General features: G+C 62.9%; 30 protein-coding genes and 1 pseudogene. 19 read left to right on the top strand and 12 right to left on the bottom strand.

The window, feature by feature from the left end; genetic code table 11:
• Window positions 1–111: 111 nt before the first annotated feature.
• Window positions 112–753: pseudogene (locus NKH63_RS10620) on the top strand (23S rRNA (adenine(2030)-N(6))-methyltransferase RlmJ); the annotation flags it as partial.
• A gap of 125 nt (window positions 754–878) precedes the next feature.
• Window positions 879–1331 carry a hypothetical protein gene (locus NKH63_RS10615; protein WP_352481793.1) on the top strand — a complete coding sequence of 151 codons (453 nt, stop codon included), beginning with the start codon at window positions 879–881 and terminating at the stop codon, window positions 1329–1331.
• Between the two features lie 38 nt (window positions 1332–1369).
• On the opposite strand, the gene NKH63_RS10610 is transcribed toward NKH63_RS10615, so the two are convergent.
• Window positions 1370–1732: a VOC family protein gene (locus NKH63_RS10610; RefSeq protein WP_352481792.1), complete on the bottom strand. Its 363-nt coding sequence runs from the start codon at window positions 1730–1732 to the stop codon at window positions 1370–1372.
• Between the two features lie 126 nt (window positions 1733–1858).
• On the opposite strand from NKH63_RS10610, the gene NKH63_RS10605 reads away from it, so the two are divergent.
• Entirely contained in the window at window positions 1859–2611 is a 753-nt protein-coding gene (locus NKH63_RS10605) for a sulfite exporter TauE/SafE family protein (protein ID WP_352481791.1), read from the top strand.
• Window positions 2612–2652: 41 nt separating this feature from the next.
• Here the strand turns inward: NKH63_RS10605 and NKH63_RS10600 are convergent, their stop codons facing one another.
• Window positions 2653–3288, bottom strand: coding sequence for a TetR/AcrR family transcriptional regulator (locus NKH63_RS10600; protein WP_502895886.1), 636 nt, complete (start codon window positions 3286–3288; stop codon window positions 2653–2655).
• Window positions 3289–3350: 62 nt separating this feature from the next.
• On the opposite strand from NKH63_RS10600, the gene NKH63_RS10595 reads away from it, so the two are divergent.
• Window positions 3351–3881 (top strand): DinB family protein, encoded by a 531-nt coding sequence (locus NKH63_RS10595; protein WP_352791488.1) that lies wholly within the window; start codon window positions 3351–3353, stop codon window positions 3879–3881.
• Between the two features lie 457 nt (window positions 3882–4338).
• Here NKH63_RS10595 and NKH63_RS10590 read toward each other — a convergent pair whose 3' ends face one another.
• On the bottom strand, window positions 4339–4794 hold the full coding sequence (locus NKH63_RS10590) for a hypothetical protein (protein ID WP_023719800.1): 456 nt from the start codon (window positions 4792–4794) through the stop codon (window positions 4339–4341).
• 498 nt (window positions 4795–5292) lie between these two features.
• On the opposite strand from NKH63_RS10590, the gene NKH63_RS10585 reads away from it, so the two are divergent.
• The gene (locus NKH63_RS10585; protein WP_352481789.1) at window positions 5293–5889 is read left to right on the top strand and encodes a glutathione S-transferase family protein; all 597 of its coding nucleotides are present in this window, start codon (window positions 5293–5295) and stop codon (window positions 5887–5889) included.
• Between the two features lie 230 nt (window positions 5890–6119).
• Entirely contained in the window at window positions 6120–6788 is a 669-nt protein-coding gene (locus tag NKH63_RS10580) for a Pr6Pr family membrane protein (RefSeq protein ID WP_352481788.1), read from the top strand.
• 97 nt (window positions 6789–6885) lie between these two features.
• On the opposite strand, the gene NKH63_RS10575 is transcribed toward NKH63_RS10580, so the two are convergent.
• Window positions 6886–7536 (bottom strand): outer membrane protein, encoded by a 651-nt coding sequence (locus NKH63_RS10575; protein ID WP_352917838.1) that lies wholly within the window; start codon window positions 7534–7536, stop codon window positions 6886–6888.
• A 422-nt stretch (window positions 7537–7958) separates the two neighbouring features.
• Here NKH63_RS10575 and NKH63_RS10570 point away from each other — a divergent pair, with 422 nt between their 5' ends.
• The 8 genes from NKH63_RS10570 to NKH63_RS10535 all read left to right on the top strand — a co-directional run bounded on the left by NKH63_RS10570 (window position 7959) and on the right by NKH63_RS10535 (window position 13778).
• Entirely contained in the window at window positions 7959–8735 is a 777-nt protein-coding gene (locus tag NKH63_RS10570; protein WP_023719796.1) for an SDR family oxidoreductase, read from the top strand.
• On the top strand, window positions 8732–10810 hold the full coding sequence (gene uvrC, locus NKH63_RS10565; protein ID WP_352481787.1) for an excinuclease ABC subunit UvrC: 2079 nt from the start codon (window positions 8732–8734) through the stop codon (window positions 10808–10810). The genes NKH63_RS10570 and uvrC overlap by 4 nt, the downstream gene beginning before the upstream one ends.
• A gap of 99 nt (window positions 10811–10909) precedes the next feature.
• Window positions 10910–11506: a CDP-diacylglycerol--glycerol-3-phosphate 3-phosphatidyltransferase gene (gene pgsA / locus NKH63_RS10560; RefSeq protein WP_352481786.1), complete on the top strand. Its 597-nt coding sequence runs from the start codon at window positions 10910–10912 to the stop codon at window positions 11504–11506.
• A 1-nt stretch (window position 11507) separates the two neighbouring features.
• Window positions 11508–11765 carry a molybdopterin converting factor subunit 1 gene (gene moaD / locus NKH63_RS10555; RefSeq protein ID WP_023719789.1) on the top strand — a complete coding sequence of 86 codons (258 nt, stop codon included), beginning with the start codon at window positions 11508–11510 and terminating at the stop codon, window positions 11763–11765.
• 3 nt (window positions 11766–11768) lie between these two features.
• Window positions 11769–12248, top strand: a complete 480-nt coding sequence (locus NKH63_RS10550; RefSeq protein ID WP_023719788.1) for a molybdenum cofactor biosynthesis protein MoaE — start codon at window positions 11769–11771, stop codon at window positions 12246–12248.
• An 86-nt stretch (window positions 12249–12334) separates the two neighbouring features.
• Window positions 12335–13102, top strand: a complete 768-nt coding sequence (locus tag NKH63_RS10545) for a YbaY family lipoprotein (protein WP_023719787.1) — start codon at window positions 12335–12337, stop codon at window positions 13100–13102.
• A 61-nt stretch (window positions 13103–13163) separates the two neighbouring features.
• Window positions 13164–13343: an SDR family oxidoreductase gene (locus NKH63_RS31330; RefSeq protein ID WP_023719786.1), complete on the top strand. Its 180-nt coding sequence runs from the start codon at window positions 13164–13166 to the stop codon at window positions 13341–13343.
• A 165-nt stretch (window positions 13344–13508) separates the two neighbouring features.
• Window positions 13509–13778 (top strand): hypothetical protein, encoded by a 270-nt coding sequence (locus NKH63_RS10535; protein ID WP_023719785.1) that lies wholly within the window; start codon window positions 13509–13511, stop codon window positions 13776–13778.
• A gap of 71 nt (window positions 13779–13849) precedes the next feature.
• Here NKH63_RS10535 and NKH63_RS10530 read toward each other — a convergent pair whose 3' ends face one another.
• From NKH63_RS10530 to NKH63_RS10510, 5 genes are all read right to left on the bottom strand, one after another.
• Window positions 13850–14458, bottom strand: a complete 609-nt coding sequence (locus NKH63_RS10530) for a class I SAM-dependent methyltransferase (protein WP_031194223.1) — start codon at window positions 14456–14458, stop codon at window positions 13850–13852.
• Between the two features lie 153 nt (window positions 14459–14611).
• Window positions 14612–15034 carry a nucleoside-diphosphate kinase gene (gene ndk / locus NKH63_RS10525; protein ID WP_023719783.1) on the bottom strand — a complete coding sequence of 141 codons (423 nt, stop codon included), beginning with the start codon at window positions 15032–15034 and terminating at the stop codon, window positions 14612–14614.
• A gap of 118 nt (window positions 15035–15152) precedes the next feature.
• Window positions 15153–15449, bottom strand: coding sequence for a DUF1905 domain-containing protein (locus tag NKH63_RS10520; RefSeq protein ID WP_352481785.1), 297 nt, complete (start codon window positions 15447–15449; stop codon window positions 15153–15155).
• A 197-nt stretch (window positions 15450–15646) separates the two neighbouring features.
• Window positions 15647–16282 carry a 5,6-dimethylbenzimidazole synthase gene (gene bluB, locus NKH63_RS10515; protein ID WP_352481784.1) on the bottom strand — a complete coding sequence of 212 codons (636 nt, stop codon included), beginning with the start codon at window positions 16280–16282 and terminating at the stop codon, window positions 15647–15649.
• 400 nt (window positions 16283–16682) lie between these two features.
• Window positions 16683–17393, bottom strand: coding sequence for a glutathione S-transferase family protein (locus NKH63_RS10510; RefSeq protein ID WP_352481783.1), 711 nt, complete (start codon window positions 17391–17393; stop codon window positions 16683–16685).
• A 77-nt stretch (window positions 17394–17470) separates the two neighbouring features.
• Here NKH63_RS10510 and NKH63_RS10505 point away from each other — a divergent pair, with 77 nt between their 5' ends.
• The gene (locus NKH63_RS10505) at window positions 17471–17983 is read left to right on the top strand and encodes a DinB family protein (protein ID WP_023719779.1); all 513 of its coding nucleotides are present in this window, start codon (window positions 17471–17473) and stop codon (window positions 17981–17983) included.
• 139 nt (window positions 17984–18122) lie between these two features.
• The gene (locus tag NKH63_RS10500) at window positions 18123–18293 is read left to right on the top strand and encodes a hypothetical protein (RefSeq protein WP_023677663.1); all 171 of its coding nucleotides are present in this window, start codon (window positions 18123–18125) and stop codon (window positions 18291–18293) included.
• A gap of 69 nt (window positions 18294–18362) precedes the next feature.
• Here NKH63_RS10500 and NKH63_RS10495 read toward each other — a convergent pair whose 3' ends face one another.
• The 3 genes from NKH63_RS10495 to NKH63_RS10485 form a co-directional block, all read right to left on the bottom strand.
• Window positions 18363–18665 (bottom strand): DUF982 domain-containing protein, encoded by a 303-nt coding sequence (locus tag NKH63_RS10495; RefSeq protein WP_352452964.1) that lies wholly within the window; start codon window positions 18663–18665, stop codon window positions 18363–18365.
• A gap of 148 nt (window positions 18666–18813) precedes the next feature.
• Window positions 18814–20895, bottom strand: a complete 2082-nt coding sequence (locus NKH63_RS10490; protein WP_352481782.1) for an ATP-dependent helicase — start codon at window positions 20893–20895, stop codon at window positions 18814–18816.
• A 94-nt stretch (window positions 20896–20989) separates the two neighbouring features.
• Complete coding sequence (locus tag NKH63_RS10485; protein WP_023719776.1) at window positions 20990–21163, bottom strand: hypothetical protein; 174 nt, start codon at window positions 21161–21163, stop codon at window positions 20990–20992.
• 132 nt (window positions 21164–21295) lie between these two features.
• Here NKH63_RS10485 and NKH63_RS10480 point away from each other — a divergent pair, with 132 nt between their 5' ends.
• From NKH63_RS10480 to NKH63_RS10470, 3 genes are all read left to right on the top strand, one after another.
• Window positions 21296–21475, top strand: coding sequence for a membrane lipoprotein lipid attachment site-containing protein (locus tag NKH63_RS10480; RefSeq protein ID WP_023719775.1), 180 nt, complete (start codon window positions 21296–21298; stop codon window positions 21473–21475).
• A gap of 454 nt (window positions 21476–21929) precedes the next feature.
• The gene (locus tag NKH63_RS10475) at window positions 21930–23807 is read left to right on the top strand and encodes an ABC-F family ATP-binding cassette domain-containing protein (RefSeq protein ID WP_023719773.1); all 1878 of its coding nucleotides are present in this window, start codon (window positions 21930–21932) and stop codon (window positions 23805–23807) included.
• A gap of 4 nt (window positions 23808–23811) precedes the next feature.
• Window positions 23812–24009, top strand: a complete 198-nt coding sequence (locus tag NKH63_RS10470; RefSeq protein WP_023719772.1) for a hypothetical protein — start codon at window positions 23812–23814, stop codon at window positions 24007–24009.
• Window positions 24010–24034: the final 25 nt, after the last annotated feature.

The raw sequence follows: 24034 nt of genomic DNA, 5'->3' as shown, positions 1-24034 counted from the left end.
TTATTAATTTTTTTTTTGTGTGTTTTTTGTTTTTTTTTTTTATTCTGTTTTTCATATCTTTCTCTCATCTGCCCTCCATTTTCTTGGGGGTTTCGCGGGGGGGGGCCCCTGGCCCCCCTCGACGCCCCGGCGGCGGCATTGCTGGCACCGTATCTTGGAGCCGTCCGTTCGCTCAATCCGGACGGCGGCGTGAAAAAATACCCGGGTTCGCCGCTGATCGCCCGGCACCTGCTGCGCAAGCAGGACCGGCTGTCGGCGGTCGAGCTGCACCCTAAGGATGCTGCCAGGCTGAAGGCGCTGTTCGACGGTGACTTCCAGACCCGGGTGATCGAGCTCGACGGCTGGCTGGCGCTCGGCGCGCATCTGCCGCCAAAGGAGAAGCGCGGCCTCGTGCTCATCGATCCGCCTTTCGAGGAAGAGGGCGAGTTCGGTCGCTTGGTCGACGCGCTGCAAAGAGCCCATCGGCGCTGGCCAGGCGGCATTTACGCGCTGTGGTATCCGCTCAAGGACCGCAAGGCGGTCGCCGCCTTCCGAAAGGCGCTGAAGCAAACGGGCATTCCCAGGCTGCTCGACGTCGGCTTTGAGATCAGGCCGGCCTCGGTCAAGCCGAGCCTCGACGGCTGCGGCATGGTGATGGTCAATCCGCCCTTCACCCTGGAGGGCGAGTTGCGGACGCTGCTGCCGGCGCTGCACCGGCTGCTTGCTGTCGAGCAGCCATCGCATTGGACGCTGGACTGGCTGGCGGGAGAGTAGTTTGAGGTGCGGTCCTTGCCGTTCCCTCAGCGCAACCATCGTCACCGTAACCATCGTCACTACAACCGCTTGACCGCGCGTCAGCGAATCCGCACAGTGCGCGCAGTCGACCTTGAGAGGCTGCCATGACTCGCTTCGCCCAATCCGCCCTTGCCGCACTGCTCGCCGTTTGCACGCCGCTGGCTGCGCCTCTCGGCGTTACTCAGGCGGTGCAGGCCGCCGACCTTGCAATCTATACCGATGAGGACAGCGGCGTCTGCGGCGAGGCCTGGGTGCTGAACAAAATCACCGACCGCTTCTCGTATCAGGTGCATCACGTGCCGCATCTGCCGGATGTGCAGATCGTCGACTTCCAGCGCATCCACCAGCATCGCTATCTGCCGGCCGACGACACCTGGCCAATCGGCCGCCATTATTGCGGCGCCACCGTCAGCCTCTCCGACGGCCACGCCCGCACCATCTGGTATCTGATCGAGGAAGGCCAAGGCTTTGCCTCGATAGGCGACAATGTCGAATTCTGCGTCTCGGGCTTCGACCGCTGGATGGTCTACAACGGCCGCTGCCGCGTCCTGCGCTGAACCAGTGCCTTCCGATTCCCGATGGATTGTTGCGTCACTTAGGTGGTCGAGAAAAGAAACACCTGACGGCCGTCAGGATCGCGGACGATCACACGCCTGCCCATAGCCGTCGCCTTGACATCCGCAATGATTCCAAAACCATTGGCCTTCGCGGCAGAAGCCGCTTCGTCCGCGTCGGTGACCTCGAAGCCGATCATCGTTCCCGCTCCTTCCGCCGTCGTTCCTTCGTTTGCCGGATAGAGTTCGATCGCGAGCCCTTGACCTTGGAACGCGAAATGTATCGGACCGGAGCCGTGCTGCTCTTGCCTGAAGACAATTCCGAAATTCGCATAGAAAGCCGCGGCTGATCTGGGGTCAGCCGAAAACCATGTGACAAATGCCAAGCTCGGCAAGGGGGGCATTCATACCTCTTTGGTGTGTGGACTGTCCGGCGCTCAAGGTCGGACGGAGGTTGCGAAAATCGTAGATTTCCATGCAGGTCAACGCCAACCGGCCACATCGATCACTTTGCGGGGAAACAGCACTACATGGATTCGCTTGTTTATATTGTTGCAATTGGGGCGGTCGTTGCAGGTTTCGTCCAAGGGCTGTCCGGGTTGGCTTTCAGCCTGGTTGCCATGTCGTTTTGGGTTTGGACCGTGGAGCCCCAGCTTGCTGCTGCCATGGCGGTCTTTGGGGCGCTCACCGGCCAAATCATCGCCGCCGTCACCGTCCGCCGGGGTTTCGACCTCAAGCTTCTGCTGCCATTCCTGATCGGCGGGACCATAGGAATTCCGGTCGGTGTCGCCATCCTGCCCCTGCTGGATGTGCACTTGTTCAAGTTGATCTTCGGCGCGCTGCTGGTCGTTTGGTGTCCCTTGATGCTTTTTGCCCGTCGCCTCCCTCCCATCACGCTCGGGGGTCCTGTTGCAGACGGTGCAATAGGTCTGGTTGGCGGCATCATGGGCGGGCTTGGCGGCTTCACCGGCCCGGTTCCAACGTTGTGGTGCGTGCTGCGGCAATGGGAAAAGGACAGGCAGCGCATTGTCATCCAGAATTTCAACCTTGTGACCCTCTCCATGACGATGGCCGCCTATCTTGCGACCGGAAAGATCAAGCTCGAAATGCTGCCGATGTTTGCCATCGTCGCGCCGGCGATGTTGATACCGACACTCCTTGGCGCGAGACTCTACATCGGCATCAGCGAAGCAACGTTTCGAAAGATCGTCCTCACGCTCTTGGCCGCATCAGGTGCGGCATTGCTGGCATCGGCCTTGCCGCATCTCATGAGCCGGGTTTGAATCCGACGTACAGAAATCCCCGACTTCCGCCGTGCCCTGCGCTATCGACCGATGCGGCCCGCGCCCGATAGGTAGGCGCAGATCAGTTCGACGAGTTGCTTTTGCAGCTCCGGCGCGGCGAGCATGTTCCGGCGTGCCGCGTTATGGATCACACCTTCGATCGCCGACGACAGCACGCGCGCGACGGTCTCCATGTCGGCGCCTTTCCTTGGCTTGCGATAGGCGGCGACGGCGGTCGCGTAGTGGTTGAGATATTGTGTCTGGAACGAAGCGTGGGCGGCCCTGGAGCCGCGATCGCCCGGCGCCTCGTCGAGCAGCACCTGATGCAGTGTCGGGTGAATGCTGTGCGCCGCGATCATGCCGCGCACCAGCTCCTGCGCGAATTTCCTGAGCGGCTTTTGGCCTTCCGCCGAATCGCGAATGACCGACAGCACATGATCGAAATGACGGCGCCGGACGGCTTCGAGCAGGGAAAGCTTGTCGGGAAAATACTGGTAGAGCGTGCCGATGCTCACGCCCGCAGTCTCGGCCACCTTGTTGGTGGTGAAGCCGGCCCAGCCCAGCCCGCTCAGAACATGAGCCCCTGCCTCGACGATCGCCTCTACGGTCGCCCTGGAACGCGCCTGGCGCGGCTGCTTGCGCATGCGCGGATACGGTTTTGCAATGCGAGTAGACACGCCCGCCCATTCTCCTGAAAATATGAACAACATACTCGCATTTCCAGAAAAGGACACCGACCATGAGTGCGCACGCCCTGCTTCGCAGCCTGTTTGCCTATCAGGCCTGGGCAAATGACGAACTGCTGGAAAGGCTCGTCAGTCTCGACCCGCCCGTTCACGGCAAGGAACGGCAGGCCGTGATACGGCTCATCGATCACAGCCATGTGGTGTCGCCGATATTCTCAGCCCACCTGGTTGGTGCAAGCCATGGCTACTCCGCCGACAACATCGAGGACACGCCGGCCCTCGACGAACTTCGTGCCGCAGTCGCGGCGACCGATCGGTGGTATCTCGATTATCTCGAAACCGTTTCGTCGCAACAGCTCTCCGAGCCCGTCGCATTCGTGTTCACCGACGGGGATAAGGCATTGATGTCGCGACAGGAAATGCTGACCCACGTCGTACTGAACGGCGTCTATCATCGCGGTGAAGCGGGGCGCATCCTGGCGCAGATTTCCGTCACGCCGCCATGGGATACCTTCGCCGTCCATCTCCACAGGGCCGAGCCTTCGCGCCGGCTGCAGAAGCAGCGCGAGCCGCTCGGCGCCTGAACGGCCGAGCGTTTTCGATTAGGAGATCGGCTCGACCGGATCTATCGAGCGATATCCTGTCTTTCAGAAATGCGAGCTATCTGCTTATTTTCATCGCGTCGTGCAAGATAGTGCAGCGGCGTGCTCGTCGCGTTGCTTCGTACTTACCTGTAGTTTATCGTTTCGGACAAGACGAGGCGGGCGACCGCCTTCGCTCTTGACAATGTTCGCGCTGAGCGTCGGACGTTGAAGCGCAGAGCTGGTCGAAAAGGTCCTGAGCTTGACGCGAAGACCGGTCGAGATAGAGCGAGCAGAATTTCTGTCGCAGAACTTCGCTGCGCGACACAAAGATTCGCAGCCGATTTTTGCACCGGTAAAATGGTCGCGCGCTCGCCGTAACCGAAACTTAAGCTGCAGAAATCATTCTAATGCTTCGCTGGCTAGCAAGCCGCGAGTCAGATATGCATTGCGCGCCGGGTCAATAACGGCCGTCGGCACAACGGAAGGGGCATGATATGGCTAAGCAGTCATCCAAAGCGCCGGCATCCAAGGCACCGGCAAAGAAAGCACCAGTAAAAGCAGCGGCGGCAAAGGCCGCAACTGCTGTGAAGAAAGCAGCACCCGCTGCCAAAGCGAAGGCCGCCGCGCCTAAGGCAAAAGCAGCGCCGGCGAAAAAGCCGGCCGCCAAGGCGGCGGCAAAACCAGCCGTGAAGAAAGCAGCACCTGCCAAGGCAAAAGCAGCACCGGCCAAGGCCAAGGCTGCACCGGCAAAGAAGGCGGCACCGGCCAAGAAGCCGGCTGCAAAGGCCGCTGCGAAACCCGCTGCGAAGAAGGCAGCACCGGCAAAGGCCGCCGCTGCAAAATCTTCCGCAGCAGTGAAGAAAGCAGCGCCCGCGGCCAAGCCGAAGGCAGCGCCCGCAAAGGCGAAGGCCAAGAAGTAGTCGCCGCTCTCCGATCGCCGGGGACAGTACTCAAGACAGCCAGGGCGGGATGCCGGACAGGCGCCTCGCTTGCTAGCTGACGGTCGGGCAGGACGAGAAAGAGGCGGGAGGAAGATGTCTTTTCGCAGCTCCCAGGACTTCGCCACGCGGCGAAGTCCGGTGGGATTTCGTGGCTGCCAAAGACCAACCTTCGGTGCAAGGCCGAGTTGGTAGCTGATCGGATTTGGATTGTCCGACCTGCTCGCTTCTGCCGCCGCACCTCCGGCTCATCGCATCCAGATTGAAGTCGAGACAATGGCTGCGTGCTGGCGGCGCGGTTTTCCGCCTCTGGCCGTTGATGAAGCCAGCATGATCGGTCAACAGTGCCCACGCACGAGCCCCAATCGGAATCGATTTTCGGTGGGGGTCATGCGCGAAGTCACAATGCTACCGCGTCCTCTTGCGCGTCCAACAGGACATATGGAGCTGTAGCCGGTAAACAGGAATCGACAATGCCCAGACTGCTCTACGCGTCTACTTCTCCCTACAGTTCCAAGGTGCGCATGGCAGCACTTCATGCCGGCATTGCGGTCGATCTCGTGCCGATAAAGACCGAGGAAAAGCCGGCCGCGCTGATCGGCGCCAATCCGCTCGGCAAGATCCCGGTGCTGGTGCTGGACGACGGCCGCTCGGTCCACGACAGCCGCGCCATTACCCAGCATCTCAACCGGATGTCGAAGAACGCATTGTTTCCGCGCAATCCCGACAAGCGCCTCGAGGCGGAGGTGCTGGAGGCGTTGGCCGACGGCATCTGCGACTGCGCGCTGTCGATGGTCTATGAGCGGCGCACGCGGCCCGAACAGATGGTCTACCAGCCTTGGCTCGAGCGCCAGTGGAGCAAGATTTCGGCCGCGCTCGATCTGCTCAACGCCAACCCGCCGAAGCTGCCGAAGAAAATCACTGTCGGCCAGATCGCGCTGCGCGCTTGCCTCGGCTATCTCTCGCTGCGCTTCGCCGGAAAATGGGAAAAGGGCCGCGGCCGGCTGACGCGCTGGGCGGCACGCTTCGACGAGAAATTCCCGGAGCTGAAGCCCGGCATCCCGGCTTGAGGGCGGGGATGGCGAAGCTACCGATCTTCCCCTAATGCATGTCGCGCAAAAGTGTGCAGCGGTTTTGTGATAACGACATGCATAAAACAGGAACCTAAGGCGCGTCGCATGCCGCCGGTCGAACGCGACGCGCTTTAGCGGATTCCTGGCGGGGGAGGCGCAACGGCCAATTTCGACATGCTGGGAGTGAGCCGGGCCGGCGAGGCTGGAAGGTTGGTCTTGGGGGCATTTTGGTCGACAGACGTTCCGCCCAGTCTTATCGTCGCTTTCTCAAACGTAAGCCGGTGGGGGAGGGCGATTTGATACAGCGCTTGTTTGCCCTGATCATTTGTCTATCCGCGTGCACTGGCATTGGCCTTGAACTCAGCACCTTGATCAAGGGCGGTGCATCGATGCTTGGCTCGCTGTGGGTGTTGGTGGGATATTTCACGATCCTGACCAACGGTCTTGTCGCCATTGTATTCGCAGCCATAGCGCTCCTCGGGGAGCGTTTCGACCATCCAACGCTGGTGGCGTGGACGGCTGCCGTGATGGCCCTGGTCGGGGTGATTTTCGCGGTGTTGCTCCAAGGGCTGCGCACTTTGGCTGGCGCGACCGCCGAAGCAACCTTTCTGCTCCACCAACTCAATCCTGTCCTTGTCTTATTGTTCTGGCTTCTATTCACGCGAAAGGGGAGGCTCTCGTGGCGCGATCCGCTTCTATGGGCGCTCTATCCCCTGGCCTATCTCGCTTATGCCCTGGCTCGTGGTGTCGCTGAAGGGAAATACGCTTACCCGTTCATAGATGTGTCCGCCAATGGCTGGGTCGCAGTCATGTCGAATGCCGCCACTATCGCCCTCGGTTTCATCGCAGCAGCCGAAGTTCTGGTCCTGGTCGACCGGATGCTGGCTCAACGCTGACCTCGAGATCACGCGTGCCCATGCCGACAGGATGGGCACCGGGCACAAAAAAAGCCGGGCGCGAGGCCCGGCTTTTTCGTGTCGTGGCTTGGACGACTTAGAACTTCACACCGACGCCGAAAGTGACGCGATTGTCGGTCGACTTGACCTTGCCGATACCGTCGAAGTTCTTGTCGCCGAAATCGGTGTAGCGGTACTCGACACGGCCGAACACATTGTCGGTGATCTTGATGTCGGTGCCGACGCCGGCCGTCCAGCCGAGCATGGTGTTGGTGTCGCTGAAGCCGGCGGCTTCCACCTTCTGGTTCTTCAGCGCGCCACCGGCGGTGCCGTAGAGCAGGATTTCCGGGGTAACAGCGTAGCCGAGGCGAGCGCGCAGCGAGCCTTCGACGCCGCCCTTGGCCTCGATGCCGGCATCGTCGCCCTTGACGCCGTTATAGCCGATATCGGCTTCGGCACCGTAGACGAAGTTCTCCTGCTGCCAGTTGTAGCCGCCGAAGACGCCGCCGACGAAGCCCTTGGTATCGATGTCGACACCAACGGTTTTGGCATCGGCATGGCCGGCGAAGCCGTAGCCGACGCTCACACCGGCATAGGGGCCGGCCCAGGATGCGACCGGAAGTTCGGCGATCGGGGCAGGTGCCGGCGGCTCTTCCTGAACCACGTCCGCGGCATAGGCGGTTCCGCCGAGGGCGAACAGCCCAAACGCCACCGCGAGCGGTCGCGCAAATTTAAGATTGGCTTGCATTGTTCTTTACTCCTTAAGCCACAGGACACAGGCTTGTTTTTTCATGAGCGCCCTCAACCCGTCCGGGGGGTGAAACGGATCCGGCGTTCAACGGTTCCAAATGTCGTGTCGAAATGCGGCTGAAGCGAACCTGAACTTGGGTCATTCCCTGGCACGAATGAGGCAGAACCTTGACGTTGCATCTTCGCAACAGCGAGATGTCAGCAGGTTCGCCGTGCTGCACTGCACACGGCTTGGTGCAAGGGCTCCCGCGCCCTATATTGCGGTCGGGCTGGCCCGGATTCCGGTCGAGCCAGAATGCCGACCGGGCCACTTTGCCACAATCCTGCCCCAGGTGGAAATGGGATTTAACACTTGGCAGGCCATATTTTGCCGGCCCGGTCCCGGCAGGTCGGAATCGGCATCAGATTGAGGATTGACAGATGAGCAAGGTCGCCGCGACGGCACTGGTGACAGGCGGGGCGAAGCGGATCGGCAGGGCGATCGTCGAGGATCTTGCTGCGCACGGTTTTGCCGTCGCCATTCACTGTAATCGCTCGCTGGCCGAGGCGGAGGCACTGGCGGCCGGGATCAACAGTGGTCATTTTGGTCGAGACGGCAGGGCCGCTGTGGTTGCTGCCGACCTGACCGACATGGACGCCGTCGGCAACCTTGTCGGCCGCGCGGCGGCGGCGCTCGGACCGGTGTCGCTGCTGGTCAACAACGCCTCGCTGTTCGAGCACGACAGTGTTGACGATTTCGACTGGCCGGCCTGGGATCGCCATTTCGCCGTGCATGTCAAGGCGCCGGCTCTGTTGGCGCAGACTTTCGCCCGGGCCTTGCCGCAGAGCAGTGAGGGGTTGATCGTCAACATGATCGACCAGCGCGTCTGGCGGCCGACGCCGCGTTATTTCTCCTATGCGCTGTCGAAGTCGACCTTGTGGGCAGCGACCGAGATGATGGCGCAGGCGCTGGGTCCCCGCATCCGCGTCAACGCCATCGGTCCGGGCCCGACCTTGAAGAACACGCGCCAGCACGACAGCGATTTCGACGCGCAGATTGCCGGCCTGATCCTGAAGCGCGGCCCGGAATTGCCCGAATTCGGTGACACCATCCGTTACCTCTGGGCGGCACGCTCGGTCACCGGCCAGATGATCGCGCTTGACGGCGGCCAGCATCTTGCATGGCAGACGCCCGATGTGACAGGCATGACGGAATGAGCCCCATGGACCAGAAACAAAAAACGCGCGGCGGCGCCGACGACCTGCCGCCCGAAATCGACCTCGAGGACGAGGCAGCCGAGGAGGTCGTCGAGCCTGCAGCCGCTGGTCCGGACGTCACCTTCACCGCCATCGACTGGACGCCGCATGCCGGCGATGCCGACGGCATGGTCGGCGCCGAGGTGATCCAGACGCTGGTCAAGCGGCTGCCCAACGCGCCCGGCGTCTACCGCATGATGAATGCCGCCGGCGACGTGCTCTATGTCGGCAAGGCACGCAGCCTGAAGAAGCGGGTCACCAACTACGCGCAAGGTCGGTTCCACACCAGCCGCATCGGCCGCATGGTGCGCGAGACGTCGACGATGGAGTTCGTCGTCACCCGCACCGAGATCGAAGCGCTGCTGCTTGAAGCCAACCTCATCAAGCGCTTGCGGCCGCGCTTCAACGTGCTGATGCGCGACGACAAGTCGTTTCCCTATATCCTGTTGACCGGCGACCATGTCTCCCCCGGCATCTACAAGCATCGCGGCGCGCGCTCGCGCAAGGGCGACTATTTCGGCCCCTTTGCCTCAGCCGGCGCCGTCGGCCGCACCATCAATTCGCTGCAGCGCGCCTTCCTGCTCAGGAGCTGCACCAACTCCTTCTACGAGAACCGCACCCGGCCTTGCCTTTTGTTCCAGATCAAGCGCTGTGCCGGCCCGTGCACCGGCGAGATCTCGCATGGCGACTATGCAAGGCTTGTCGCCGAGGCGAAGGATTTTCTCTCCGGCCGCAGCCAGAAGGTGAAGACGGAGATCTCCGCCGCCATGCAGCAGGCTTCGGAGAACCTCGATTTCGAACGCGCCGCCATCTATCGCGACCGGCTGGCGGCGCTGTCGCATGTGCAGAGCCATCAAGGCATCAATCCGCAGACTGTCGACGAGGCCGACGTCTTCGCCATTCATCAGGAGGGCGGCCAGGTCTGCATCCAGGTGTTCTTCTTCCGCACCGGCCAGAACTGGGGCAACCGCGCCTATTTTCCCAAGGCCGATCCGGCGCTCGAAGCTGGCGAGGTGCTGGGTTCGTTCCTGGCGCAGTTCTACGACGACAAGCCGACGCCACGCACCATCCTGTTGTCGTATGGCGTCGAGGACCAGGAATTGCTGGCGGAGGCGCTCTCCACGCGCGCCGGCCGCAAGGTGTCGATCTCGGTGCCGCAGCGCGGCGAGAAGAAGGACCTGACCGACAACGCGCTGCAGAACGCGCGCGAAGCGCTCGGCCGACGGCTCGCCGAGACCTCGACCCAGGCGCGGCTGCTCACCGGCTTTGCCGAGACCTTCGGCCTGGAAAAGCCGCCGGTGCGCATCGAGGTCTATGATAACTCGCACATCATGGGCACCAACGCCGTCGGCGCCATGGTCGTCGCCGGGCCGGAAGGGTTTGTGAAGAACCAGTATCGAAAGTTCAACATCCGCTCGACCGAGATCACGCCGGGCGACGATTTCGGCATGATGCGCGAGGTGATGCAGCGGCGCTTCTCGCGGCTGTTGAAGGAACATGGCGATGCCCCGCAAACCGAGAGTGCGGACGAGGCGGGCGCTACCGGACCGGGCGACGATGTCGAGGACGCCGGCGGCTTTCCGGCCTGGCCCGACGTCATCCTCATCGACGGCGGCCAAGGCCAGATGACGGCGGTGCGCAAGATCCTGTCCGATCTCGGCATCGAGAACCGCGTCGTGGCCATCGGCATCGCCAAGGGTCAGGACCGTGACGCCGGCCGCGAACGCTTCTTCGTCAAGGGCAGGGACTCATTCTCGCTGCCCGTACGCGATCCGGTGCTCTATTTCGTCCAGCGGCTGCGCGACGAGGTCCATCGCTTCGCCATCGGTTCGCACCGCGCCCGCCGCAAGAAGGAGATGGTCAAGAGCCCGCTCGACGAGATCAGCGGCATCGGCCCCGGCCGCAAGCGCGCGCTGCTGATGCATTTCGGCACGGCCAAGGCGGTCAGCCGCGCCGCCGTTGAGGATCTGGTCAAGGTTGACGGCATTTCCGAGCAGGTGGCGAAATTGGTCTACAATCATTTTCACGAGAGCTAAGATCTATTGCCGATATTTCGGCTGGCTAATCGATTCTGGCCTGTTGACCCCCCACATTCGCTTCTGATTTGACTAAGCAGGCAGAAAGAGTTCCCAAACATGGCCCAGCGCGCGTTCAACCTGCCTAACATGCTCACCTATGCCCGCATTCTGGCGGTGCCGTTGGTCGTGCTGTGCTTCTTCCTGGAAGGGCATCTGAAATCGAGCGACTTCGCCCGCTGGTCGGCGCTCATCATTTTCCTGCTCGCCTCGATCACCGATTACTTCGACGGCTATCTGGCGCGCGCCTGGCAGCAGACCTCCAACATCGGCAAGATGCTCGACCCGATCGCCGACAAGCTGCTGGTCGCCACTTGCCTGCTGCTGCTTGCCGCCGACACCGACCGCCATGCCGGCATCGCCGGCTGGTCGCTATGGGCGGCGATCATCATTCTGTGCCGCGAGATCCTGGTCTCGGGCCTGCGCGAATATCTGGCGGCCTTGAAGGTCTCGGTGCCGGTGACGCAGCTCGCCAAATGGAAGACCACCATCCAGATGATCGCCATCGCCTTCCTGCTTGCAGGTCCCGCCGGCGACAAGATCTTCCCGCTGACCACCCAGACCGGGCTGGTGCTGCTGTGGATCGCAGCCCTGGTGACGCTCTACACCGGCTACGACTATTTCCGCGCCGGCCTCAAGCACATCATGGATGAATAAAATGTCGACGAAGCTCATCTATTTCGCCTGGGTGCGCGAGCGGATCGGCAGACCGGAGGAAGAGGTCGAACTGCCGGCCGGCATCGAAACGGTCGCCGACCTGTTGCGCTGGCTGAAATCGCGCGGCGAGGAGTACGAGAACGCGCTGCAATATCCTGACGTGATCCGCGTCGCCATCAACCAGGAACATGTCGAGCACCACGAGAAGATTGCCGGCGCGCGCGAGATCGCGCTGTTCCCGCCGATGACCGGTGGCTGAACCATGTCCGCGGTGGTGCCTGTCGTGCGCATCCAGGCGGAGGATTTTGACGTCGCCGCCGAGATCGCCAGGCTGACCAGGGGTCGCAACGACATCGGCGCTGTGGTGACCTTCTCCGGCCTCTGCCGCGACGAGCAAGGCAGGCTCTCCGCGCTCGAGCTCGAACATTATCCCGGCATGGCGGAAGCCGAGATATCCCGCATCGCCTGCGAGGCAATCGAGCGCTGGCCGCTGCAGGGGCTCACCGTCATCCATCGCCACGGCAAGATCGCGCCGGGCGAAAACATCGTGCTGGTAGTGGCTGCTTCCGCCCACCGGCAGGCGGCGTTCGACGCCGCGAATTTCCTGATGGATTATTTGAAATCACGGGCGCCGTTCTGGAAAAAGGAACACCATAGCGACGGTTCCGAGGGCAACTGGGTCGACGCCAAGGATGCCGACGACAAGGCGGCGGACCGTTGGAAGCGCCCGCCGTCCAAATAAATCCCTGGGACAGCCATGCCCATACGCCGCCGGCCATTCATTGACCGCAATCCTGCGAAACCCTTTGCCGGAAGGGGAGCAGGATCATGCTGGACAGGATCGCCGAGTTCTTCATCTTCGGACTGGTGCCGCTAGCCGTCGGCATACTTGCCGTTCCGGATCGTTCCGTGGCTGCCGAAAGGTCCCTCAAGGGCGAGGTGATGTATCGCGAGCGCATCGCGCTGCCGCCCAATGCCGTGCTTTCCGTGCAGCTTGCCGACGTGTCGCTGGCCGATGCGCCGGCCGCAATCATCGGTGAGCGCAAGGTGGTGCCGGCCGGCCAGGTGCCGATCAAGTTCGAGATCAGCTTCGATCCGCAGGTGATCCGGCCTGATATGACCTACGCTCTGCAGGCGCGCATCACTGTCGACGACCGGCTGCTGTTCGTCACCGACACGCGCCACCAGGTCGATCCGCTCAGCGACGCGCTACAGACCATCACGCTGAAAATGGCGGCGCCGAGCGATGAGCCGGCGGCAGCCTCCGTGTTCGGCCAAAGCTGGCTGGTCGAATATATCGATGGCATCGGCGTGATTGCCGAGCCGCGGGCGACATTCCGGATCAGCGAAGCCGGCAAGGCCGGCGGCAGCGGCCCTTGCAACGTCTACTTCGCCACCGCCAGGGTAGACGGCTCGACGATCGCCATCAGCGACATCGGCTCGACCTTCAAGGCCTGCGCGCCTCAGGTCATGGCCGAGGAAAAGGCGCTGTTCGAGGCGCTAGCCAAGGCAGCGTCGTACCATATCGACGCCGGCAAGCTCATCATCGCCGACAAGGATGACCGCGTCATCCTGCGGTTCAATGCTGCGAGTTGAGACTTGTCGATATTCAGGTGAGGCCTGCACCGGCTCGGCCTGCCCTGATTCTCAACAGGCCTTGGACCGTTCCGAAACGATCACACCTGTGGTGGCGGCGCAGACGTCAGGCCGAAGCGGCGCATCAAAGGCTGGCTCGCCGGAAGAGATAGCGACGGTCGTGGCCTTCCTTGCTTCCGATGACGCCTCGTTCGTCTCCGGCCACGGCCTGCTCGCCGATGGCGGCTATTCGGTCGCCTGATCGGCCGCATGTCGATCACGTTGTGTTTCAGCCGGAATAAACCGGACAGAGCGCGCGTTACGTCCTCATACGATGGCGGGTAAGGCAAAAGGGATGTTTGTCCCTTCGTTGATGCCGCCAGAATGGCTGCGGCTCGTTCTGGCCTTAACTCAAAGGAGTCCAGACATGAAAACGCACGCGCTTATCCTTGCCGCCACCGGTGCATCGCTCCTTGCCTTCACCGGCCTTGCCAAGGCGGACGACCATCTGTTCGATGCCCTTCAACATGGTCTCAGTCCTGACAGCCAGCCTTTCCAGACCAACAAGGCTGGTCATAGCGGCGATCTCGCGCCCGGGCAGGGCAGCCCGTTCACCGGTCACGATACACAGACGCCGGCCACCGACACGGAAGCGGCGAACGAACATGCGAACGTGAAGGAACGCCAGGCGAAATAGACTGGCAGAACCCGCCGCTAGGGGGCGGCGGGCGAGATCTATCGGGCGACGACCGCATACACCAGGCATTCTCAATTTGTCGCGAGTTTGAATACCGCGCCATAGTGATAGGGCGGCACATCAACCAGCTCGGCGAGCTTGAACCCGCTTGCTTCCACAGCCGCGGTGGTCTGTTCGGGTGACAGCCTCAGCTCGGTCTTCGGTCCGCGCGGCTCGCCCAGAACCGTGGTCTGCTCGCGCGGCTTCTGGTGCCAGTTGACGATGGCAAAACGACCGGCCCTGCCAAGCGTCGCCCGCACGGCGCGGGCAAGGCGCGGCCGGTCCGGAACGCCATGGAAAGCGTTGGCCATGAAGACGAAGTCGACGGGCCGGGGCACCAGCCCGGCAAGCTCATAGGCGTCGCCCGCCACAAACTCGCAATTGCTCGCGCCTCCGTCGGCCAGCCGCCGCCGGGCGACTTCGAGCAGATCGGCATCGATGTCGATGGCGATGACCTGACGAACGACCCTGGCCATTGGCAGCGTGAACCAGCCGTCGCCGCAGCAGAGATCGACCACATCCATGCCGGGCTTCATTCCCACCGCCGTCAACACCCCGGCAGGGTCGGGCCACAACGCCTCCCACCAGCCGCCGGTCGGCATCTCGGTGCCCTGAAACAAGCCGGGAATGGTGCTGGTCATGGCTTGGTCGGCTCCGTTGTCGCGACCGCGTTTGATCCGTGCCCTCGAGCTTAACGCACCCATGACCCGTCGAGGAGCCTGAAGCTGAAAATGTCTGCTAACGAAAAAGGCCGGCGTTGCGCCGGCCTTTTTGATGGGGTTTAGGATGCCGGCTCAGCCGACGATTTCGGTGTCCGAGAACCAGTATTTGATCTCCTGCGCGGCGGTTTCCGGCGCATCGGAACCATGCACGGAATTCTCGCCGATCGACAGCGCGTGCAGCTTGCGGATGGTGCCTTCGGCGGCGCTTGCCGGATTGGTGGCGCCCATCACTTCGCGGTTCTTGGCAATGGCGTTCTCGCCTTCCAGCACCTGCACGATGGTCGGGCCCGACGACATCGACTCGACCAGCTCGCCGAAGAACGGACGCTCCTTGTGGACGGCATAGAAACCTTCCGCCTCGCGGCGGCTCATCCACACCCGGCGCGAAGCGACGACGCGCAGGCCGGCATCTTCCAGTATCTTGGTGATGGCGCCGGTGAGATTGCGACGGGTCGCGTCCGGCTTGATCATGGAAAAGGTGCGTTCGAGCGCCATGGGATCGTCCTTGTGATGGAGAGTGGAATTGAGGGTGGCGGGCTCTATACAAGCCGCCCGCCGGCTTGCCAAGGGGAGGTGGGCACACAGCGCGTCGCCGTCAGCCAGACCTAATGTGTCATAGCTCTATCTCGATCGTCAGATTGGCCGTGTCGCCAGCCCCAAGGCCTTCGCGGACCCGCACCGCCGTCTTGATCGGTAAGAGCAGGCTGCCGGATTTCTTGTCGGGAAACAGCGATGTCCGCCATCTGGTCTGGCCGATGGCGGCTTCCACGCCAAGCGAGCCCCAGGGCCTTGCCGTCCCCACCATCGCCGTCTTGATCCATGCTCCAGGTTCCGGCGGCAGCGTCACGAAATGCCAGCCGCCCTTTCCCGGATAGACCCAGATCTCGGCCTGCACCTCGCAGCGAAACATTCTATGCCCTTCCTCAGGTCAAGGCCGTCACGACTGGCTTTGCCTTGGTCTCTCGTCGGCGATGCTGACGATCGGCGAAACATCCATGACATCCATTCTGCCCTGCAGGGGAGGAGTCATTCTCCCCTGCAAAGAGAATGGCTTCTCTGCAAAGAGAATGGCTTTCCTGCAACGAGAATGGCAGCGCCGCCGTTGCACTACCGTTTTATCACGATCGAAGCGCGCCGGACTTCCCAGCCTTGCCGTTCCAGTTCCGGCACGCTGTGTTCCTCGCTTGGATAGCCGACGCAGAAATAGCCGATCAGCGTCCACTCCGGCGGTGCGTCCAGGATCGTCACCATCTCGGCCGGATCGAGGATCGAGACCCAGCCCATGCCTATTCCTTCGGCGCGCGCCGCCAGCCACATCGTGTGAACCGCCATGACAGCGGAATAGTCTATGGTGGCTGGCATGGTCAGGCGGCCGAGCCCATGCCCTTGCTCGGTTGTGCGGTCGGCGAAAACCGCAAGCTGGCAGGGCGCCTCATTCAGGCCGGCAAGCTTCAGGCGCCCATAGAGCGCGGCGCGTTCACCGCAAAAATTTGCGAGTGCCTCCGCGTTGCAGCGCTCGAAGCATGCCCTAACGGCGGCGCGGCATGCTTCGCTCTCGACGATAACGAAGCGCCAGGGCTGGCTCAGCCCGACAGACGGCGCGGCGCTGGCAAGCTCGAGCAGCCGCTCCAGCGCCCCTTCGGGGAGCAGCGTCGGCTTGAACCGCCTGACGTCGCGTCGCCACAGGAAAAGATTGGCGAGCCCGGCGCGAAAGTCGGCCGGGAACTCTGGGTTTGCGGTCATGGCGCGCTGCCTCTGTTGTGATTGTCCGGTTCGCCGGACTTTCGTCTTGTTTGCTTCGATCCGGGCAGTGATGAGGCGCTTCGCCCCGCATTGTCGCATTTCGCCGGGGCGGCAATTCTAATGCATGTCGCGCAAAAGTGTGCAGCGGTTTTGCGCTAACGACATGCATCAAAACAAGAACCTAAAGCGCATCGCATGAGGCCGGTCGAACGCGACGCGCTTTAGCCGAGGCCCGGCGACATTGCCGCCATCTGCGCCGTTGGACCTTGATCGGCAAACAAAACCCGCCTCGGCAAGCCGGGCGGGTCGTTGGAGCCAATTAGCACCATACCCAGATTAGTAGCATAGCTGCCGGCACAAAGCAAGAACAAAATGTGGCGCCGCTGTAAAACTGCCGATTTCAACTCTCAAGCGAGGCGAGCGCCGCCGGCGCGACGGTGCGGCCGAGGCCGCCATGCAGATCGAGGCATCGTTCGAACCATTGCGCCACGACGTCGCTGTCGTCGAGCAGCCGGTAGGGCGTGGCGATGCGCGCCCATTGCAGCGCGCCGAAAACGATGTAGTCGGCAAATAGCGGCGACGGGCCGCCGATGAAGGGCTGATAGCCAAGCATCGAGCGGAGCGGCTCCAGCGAGGCCCGGAAGCTGGCGAGCCCAGCGTCGCGGGTGGTGTATACCGCCTCCAGGCGCTTGCCGAAGCGCTGCTCGCGGTTCTGCCGGAAATAGGCGGCGTTCGCCTCGTCCTGCATGGCGTGCAGGTCCAATATCGCAGCGGTGGTGACGTAGGGATGGATGGTCAGCTGCGACCAGCGTTCGATGAAGCGCGCCGTCGCCTTGCCGCCGTCGCCGGAAAACAATGTCGGCCGCTCGGGATAGGCCTCCTCGAGATAGAGCGCGATAGCGAAGGAATCGGCGACCACCGTCTCGCCGTCGCGGATCACCGGAACGAGCTTCGAGACGCCGCCTTCCACCTTCGGCACTTCGAGAAAACGGGTCGGCACGCTGGTGATGTCGAGCCCTTTGTGGGCCAGCGCCATCGCCGCCTTCCAGCAATGTGGGCTGAATGGGCGGGCGGCGTCGCGTCCGACAAGGTCGTAGAGCAGAATGGTCATTGGCGGCAGCGTCCTTGCAGTCTAACTATGCCCGAAACAGACCCACGCGAAACAGGGTCTCGCAGGTCGAGAGAAGAATGAAACAGCATTTCAGGATGTTTGCGGCCTACAATCAATGGGCCAATGGCCGCATCTACGATGCCGCCGCCGATCTCGACGAGGAAGAGTTCGACCGCAATATCGGCGTCTTCTTCGCATCGATGATGGGAACGCTCAACCACCTCCTGGCAGCCGACCGTATCTGGATGAAACGCTTCACCGGCGAGGGCGACGCGCCGGCAAGGCTCGACACGATCCTGCATCGCGCCTTGCCCGGCTTGCGGCTGGCGCGCGAGGCCGAGGACAAACGGATCATCGACTGGGTCGACGGCCTGAGCGACAAGGCGCTGTCGGGCCGCTTCTCCTACATGACCGTCTCGGATATGCGCACCGTCTCGCAGCGGCTGGCGCCGGCGCTCGACCACTTCTTCAACCACCAGACCCACCACCGCGGCCAGGCGCATGCGATCCTGACCATTCTGGGCAAGCCGAGCCTCGGACTGGACCTGACGATGTTCCAGCGCAGCGAGGAGGGCAGGGCATTCGCCTGAACCTGGGGCGGCTGGGGAAGCGGTGGATAGGGGACGATCTGCCGAGATTGCAAAACGCGCCAAAACATTTTATGGAGCGCACGGTCGTGAGGGCGGCCGCTTCAGCAGCATTCAGCAGCAACAGCGAGAATTGGCACGCATGCCCAATGAACCCTTGCGCCTTGTGGCGTTCTTCGCCGTGGTCCTGGCGCTTCTCAACTCCGGTTATTATTTCCACCAGGGCGACATTGTCGCGACCATCTATTTCATGATCGGCGCCATTCTTGTGACTGCGGTGACCCGGATGAGCATCAGAAGGCAGCTGATTTAGGATCTGCCGACCTAAAACCACCGACAACGGACCGCATCTCCGGCCGGCCATGATGACGAAGAGGTTGCGTCAGGCGGCGTAGCCGCCGAGGCCCCGGGCGACCGGCTTGACCGAGACTGCCGGCTGGGCGGCCGGCCAGAGGATGCCGGCCGTCACGGCGAAGGTGATCAGGGCGTCGCGTGCCGCTTCGGCCGAGATCTCGCCGGCGCGTGCCGCCTCGCAGGCCTTTACCGCGGCGCCATAGCTCAGCCGCCGGCGCGAAGGCGGGAACTCGGTCAGGAACTCGTGCATCTCGGAGAACGAAGCGATCGTCCGCTTGTAGCCGGCGCCAACGGTTAGGGCGACCGGTGTGGAAAACGTCCTGTCGTGCATTCTGGCCTCTCGAATGGGCGGAGGTCACGGCGGACGCCGTTCTCCGGTCTGGGGGTCGGGCAGAAACGCGGATCACGGCGCGAGGTTCCATGTTGCCGTGATTTGTTTTTTTCGCTCGCCCGGGTGAGCAGCGCGCCGAGGCGGGTGCCTATTTCCACATGCCGCGCATGCGGGCGCCGAGATCGACGCGCACCTGCGGCTGGCGGCGCGGATCGTCCCTGGCCTGGACGCTGGCCCACGCCACCTGCTCGAAGGCACCAAGGATCGGGCGCGGGATGAAGCGCGTGCGCGAGGCATAGACATGGCGGTCGCCGCGCGCCGCCTGGCCGTGGACGAAAAAACGCTGCGGCATCACCAAATGCAGGCTATCCTTGGCCCGCGTCATGGCCACGTAGAGCAGCCGCCGCTCCTCGTCGACGTCCTCCTTGCTGCCGACCCCTAGGTCGATCGGGATGCAGCCGTCGACGGTGTTGAGCACGAAGACGTTCTTCCACTCCTGGCCCTTGGCCGAATGGATGGTCGACAGGATCAGATAATCCTCGTCGCGGTGCGGAGGTCCGGCTTCGTCGCTGGTCGCGTCCGGCGGATCGAGCGTCAGCTCGGTGAGGAAGCGCTCGCGCGATCCATAGCCGGAGGCGATCTGCTCGAGCTGCAGGAGATCGGCCCGGCGCGTCGTCGCATCCTCGTGGATGCGTTCCAGATGCGGCTCGTACCAGAGCCTGACCTGCTCGATGTCGGCCGGCCATTTCTTTGCGCCGGCGCGCAGGCCGCAATAGAGCGCGACAAAGCCCGGCCAGTCGTCGGCGGCCCGCTGCGGCGGCCGGTAGCGCGCAAGCCCCATCGTCTCGTCGAGCGACGTCGCCATGGTCTCGACGATCGCATTGGCGGCCGAAGGGCCGATGCCGGGCAGAAGTTGCAGCACGCGAAAGCCGGCGACGCGGTCGCGCGGGTTTTCGGCAAAGCGCAGCACGGCCAGCACGTCCTTGACGTGGGCGGCATCGAGGAATTTCAGCCCGCCGAATTTGACGAAGGGGATGTTGCGGCGCGTCAGTTCGATCTCCAGCGGGCCGCTATGGTGCGAGGCGCGAAACAGCACGGCCTGCGCTTTGAGAACGGTACCGGCCTCGCGCTCGGTGAGTATCGCCTGGCAGACATAGCTCGCCTGCTCGATCTCGTCGCGCACGCTCACCAGCTTCGGCTTTTCCGCCGATTTGCGCTCCGACCAGAGATTTTTGGTGAAACGTTCCGACGCTTCGCCGATCACCGCATTGGCCGCCGCCAGGATCGTCTCGGTCGAGCGGTAGTTGCGCTCCAGCATGACGACCTCGGCCGGCTGCGCGAACTGCTTGGGAAAATCCAGGATATTGCGCACTTCCGCGGCGCGGAACGAATAGATCGACTGCGCGTCGTCGCCGACCACCGTCAGCCCCGATCCGTCGGGCTTGAGGGCCGTCAGGATCGAGGCCTGCAGCCGGTTGGTGTCCTGGTATTCATCGACCAGCACATGGTCGAAACGTGCACCCAGATGCGCGGCGATTTCCGGCTCGCCGGCCATCTGCGCCCAGTAGAGCAGCAGATCGTCGTAATCGAGCACGTTCTGCGCCTGCTTGGCCTCGACATATCTGGCGAATAATTGTTTCAGCTGTTCGGCCCAGCCGGCGCACCACGGGAACACCGAACCCAGCACCTCGCCGAGCGGCGCCTGTGCATTGACGGCACGCGAATAGATCGCAAGGCAGGTGCCCTTGGTCGGGAAGCGGGCTTCGGTCTTCGAAAACCCAAGCTCGTGGCGGGCGAGGTTCATCAGGTCGGCGGAATCCTCGCGGTCGTGGATGGTGAAGGCGGGATCGAGACCGATCTCCAGCGCATAATCACGCAGCAGCCTGGCGCCAATGCCGTGGAACGTGCCGGCCCAGCTCAGCGCATCGGTGATGACAGAAGCATCGCGGCCCAGCACCTCGCCGGCGATGCGCTCGACCCGCTTGGCCATTTCCGCCGCGGCACGGCGGGAAAATGTCATCAAGAGGATGCGGCGCGGATCGGCACCCCTAACGATCAGATGCGCGACCCGGTGCGCCAGCGTGTTGGTCTTGCCGGAGCCGGCGCCGGCAATCACCAGCAATGGTCCCGCGACCTTGCCGTCGCCATGTTCGACGGCAAGCCGCTGCTCGGCGTTGAGCTTTGCCAGATAGGCCGGCTGGAAGGACGAATCACGGGCGGCGAGGTTCATCGCCCATCAAGCATCGTTTCTGCTTTGTTCGCAACGGTTTGCGGAGCCGGGATAGGGCTCGTGAACGAAGAAGCCTTGCGGGCAGGCCTGTTGACTAACGCCCGGGCTCGACGCCCATCCTTGCCGATTGCCGCCGCAGCGCCTCGCGATCGTCTTCTGGTGGCGGCAGCAGCAGCGGATCGAAATCGTCGGGCACCTCGTCGATCACTTTCTTGGCGACGCGATAGGCAACATAGACGATTGCCCCGGCGATAAGCAGACGGATCATGGCTTCCTCCATTGATTCTGGAGCAACCGGAGACGCGGCATTTTGTTCCCCGACTGCTCGGCGAATGCGGGAACGACACCGATCGCGCAACCAAATCGCCGACGCCTCGTTGTCGGGCGAGAGGAGACTGCGATGAAAAAGCGCTCAATCCTGCTGCTTGTGGCAGCGCTGACCGTTGCGGGTTGCGACAACAACATCCAGCCGACCAAGGCCCCTGGCGATACGGTCGAGCAGAATCCGCAGGTCGACAAGAATCCGGTGCCGAAGTCGACGACCGGCGGCGATCAGCCCGGCACGCCGCCGAAACAATGACCGCTTCAAATGGCGTCGGCGCCGGTCAAAAAAGGGTGGCCGGCGCCGCTTGGGAGGAAGCTGATGACGCCGGCCAGGCGGAGATCAGGCCGGCCGCACATCCAAGAATAGCCGAGTCTTTCCGCAACGTCATGGTCCGATAGCGTACAAACGGCACGCCCTGTGGACAAACCTGCCGCCACGCCAGCGTTTGTTCATCACATGGTTTGTCTATCCCATGGAACAAACCCGGCTGCTGCGTGTTTGGGTGTCGATCGGACGCTCCCAAGGCCGCCGTTCACGAAAGAACCCGCTTTCCTTGTCCCCCCTCAGGATAGCGGGTTCTTTTTGCGTTTTGCGGGAAGTCGCGGTGCGCGGGGGTCGACGTCACCTGCTTGCCGGTTTTCGCGCCTTATGCGGCGAACCGGGGCTCAAGCCCTTGCGAAGCATGGTTGTCCCGTGCAAAAGCGCGGCCATGCTGATCATCAACGACCTTTCGCTCCGCATGGCCGGACGCCTGCTTCTCGACCATGCCTCGCTGACCTTGCCGGCCGGCAGCAAGGCTGGCCTTGTCGGCCGCAACGGCACCGGCAAGACGACCTTGTTCAAGGCGATCACCGGCGACCTCGCCTCCGAGACCGGCTCGATCAGCCTGCCCAAGAACACACGCATCGGCCAGGTCGCTCAGGAAGCGCCGGGCACCGAGGAGCCGCTGATCGAGATCGTGCTCAAGGCCGACCTTGAACGGAGTGCGCTGCTCGAAGAGGAAAAGACGGCGACCGATCCGCACCGCATCGCCGATATCCATATGCGGCTGGCCGATATCGATGCGCACTCGGCCGAGTCACGCGCCGCCACCATTCTCGCCGGCCTCGGCTTCGACGACGCCGCACAACGGCGCCCGGCCTCGTCCTTCTCCGGCGGCTGGCGCATGCGCGTCGCGCTGGCCGCGGTGCTGTTTGCCGAGCCCGATCTGCTGCTGCTCGACGAGCCGACCAATTATCTCGATCTCGAAGGCACGCTGTGGCTGGAAAACTACGTGTCGAAATACCCGCACACTGTGCTGCTGATTTCGCACGACCGCGACCTGCTCAACCGAGCCGTCAATTCGATCGTCCATCTCGACCAGAAGAAGCTGACGTTCTGGCGCGGCGGCTACGATCAGTTCGAGCGCCAATATACCGAGCAGCGCGAATTGCAGGAGAAGGGCCGCGTGAAGCAGGAAGCCGCGCGCAAGCACATGGAATCCTTCGTCGAGCGCTTCCGCGCCAAGGCGTCGAAGGCGAGGCAGGCGCAGTCGCGCATCAAGGCGCTGGAGAAGATGAAGCCGATCGCCGCGATTGTGAACGACACGGTTCGGCCGTTCTCCTTTCCGGAGCCGGTGAAGACGGTGGCCTCGCCGATCATCGCGCTGAACAACGTCAATGTCGGTTATACCGAGGGTGCGCCGATCCTGAAGAAGATGACGCTGCGCGTCGATGCCGACGACCGCATCGCGCTGCTCGGCGCCAACGGCAACGGCAAGTCGACCTTCGCCAAGCTGTTGGCCGGCCGGCTGAAGCCGGAGACCGGCGGCATGACCGTGGCGCCCGGGCTGAAGGTGGCAATCTTCGCCCAGCACCAGCTCGACGACCTCAGGCCCGACGAAAACGCCTATGAGCATGTCCGCCGGCTGATGCCGGACGCGCCGGAATCCAAGGTGCGCGGCCGCGTCGCGCAGTTCGGCCTGACCACCGAAAAGATGAACACCGCCGCCAAAGACCTGTCCGGCGGCGAAAAGGCGCGGCTCCTGATGGGCCTGTCGGCCTTCGAGGGGCCGAACCTGTTCATCCTCGACGAGCCGACCAACCATCTCGACATCGACAGCCGTGAATCGCTGATCCATGCGCTGAACGATTTTCCCGGCGCCGTCATCCTGATCTCGCACGACCGCCATCTGCTCGAAGCGACCGCCGACCGGCTGTGGCTGGTCAAGGAGGGCGCGGTTAACCCGTATGACGGCGACCTCGAGGACTACAAGACGCTGGTCACCGGCGTCTCCGGCGACCGCCGCGGCAAGCGCGAGGCGGACAAAGCCTCGAAGGCCGACCGCCGCCGCGATGCAGCCGCGCGCCGCGCCGCTTTCGAGCCGCTGGCCAAGGAAATCCGCGCCACCGAAGCGCTGATGGACCGCCTCCGCAAGCGCATCGACCTGATCGAGGACGAACTCGCCAATCCGGCCGTCTACGAAAAGGACCCCTCGACCGCGACAAGGCTGGCCAAGGAACGCTCACAACTCGCGCAACAGCTGGCCGGCCACGAGGAGAAATGGCTGTCGATGTCGGCGGAGTACGAGGAAGGCACGGCGGAGTAGGACGATGTCGGCAAAACTGTGGATCGAAGCTGCCAAGGTTTTGGCCGTCAATTCCGGAGCTGTCGTAAAATGTCCTGAGTGTGGAGACGGCAATCTGCTGGTCATCGACGCCGGAGCCGGATCATCGCATGTCGAGCGCCACATACATTGCCCGAAATGCGGTGCCTACAACGCCTTGTTCAAGCGCATTGATGGCGTGTAACTGGCCCTACACGCCGCTATCACAA

The sequence above is a fragment of the Mesorhizobium sp. M0960 genome (assembly GCF_040319055.1).
In the GTDB taxonomy this organism is placed as follows: domain Bacteria; phylum Pseudomonadota; class Alphaproteobacteria; order Rhizobiales; family Rhizobiaceae; genus Mesorhizobium.
Note: the sequence above shows the minus strand (reverse complement) of the source record. Positions and strands in the feature narration are given on the sequence as shown.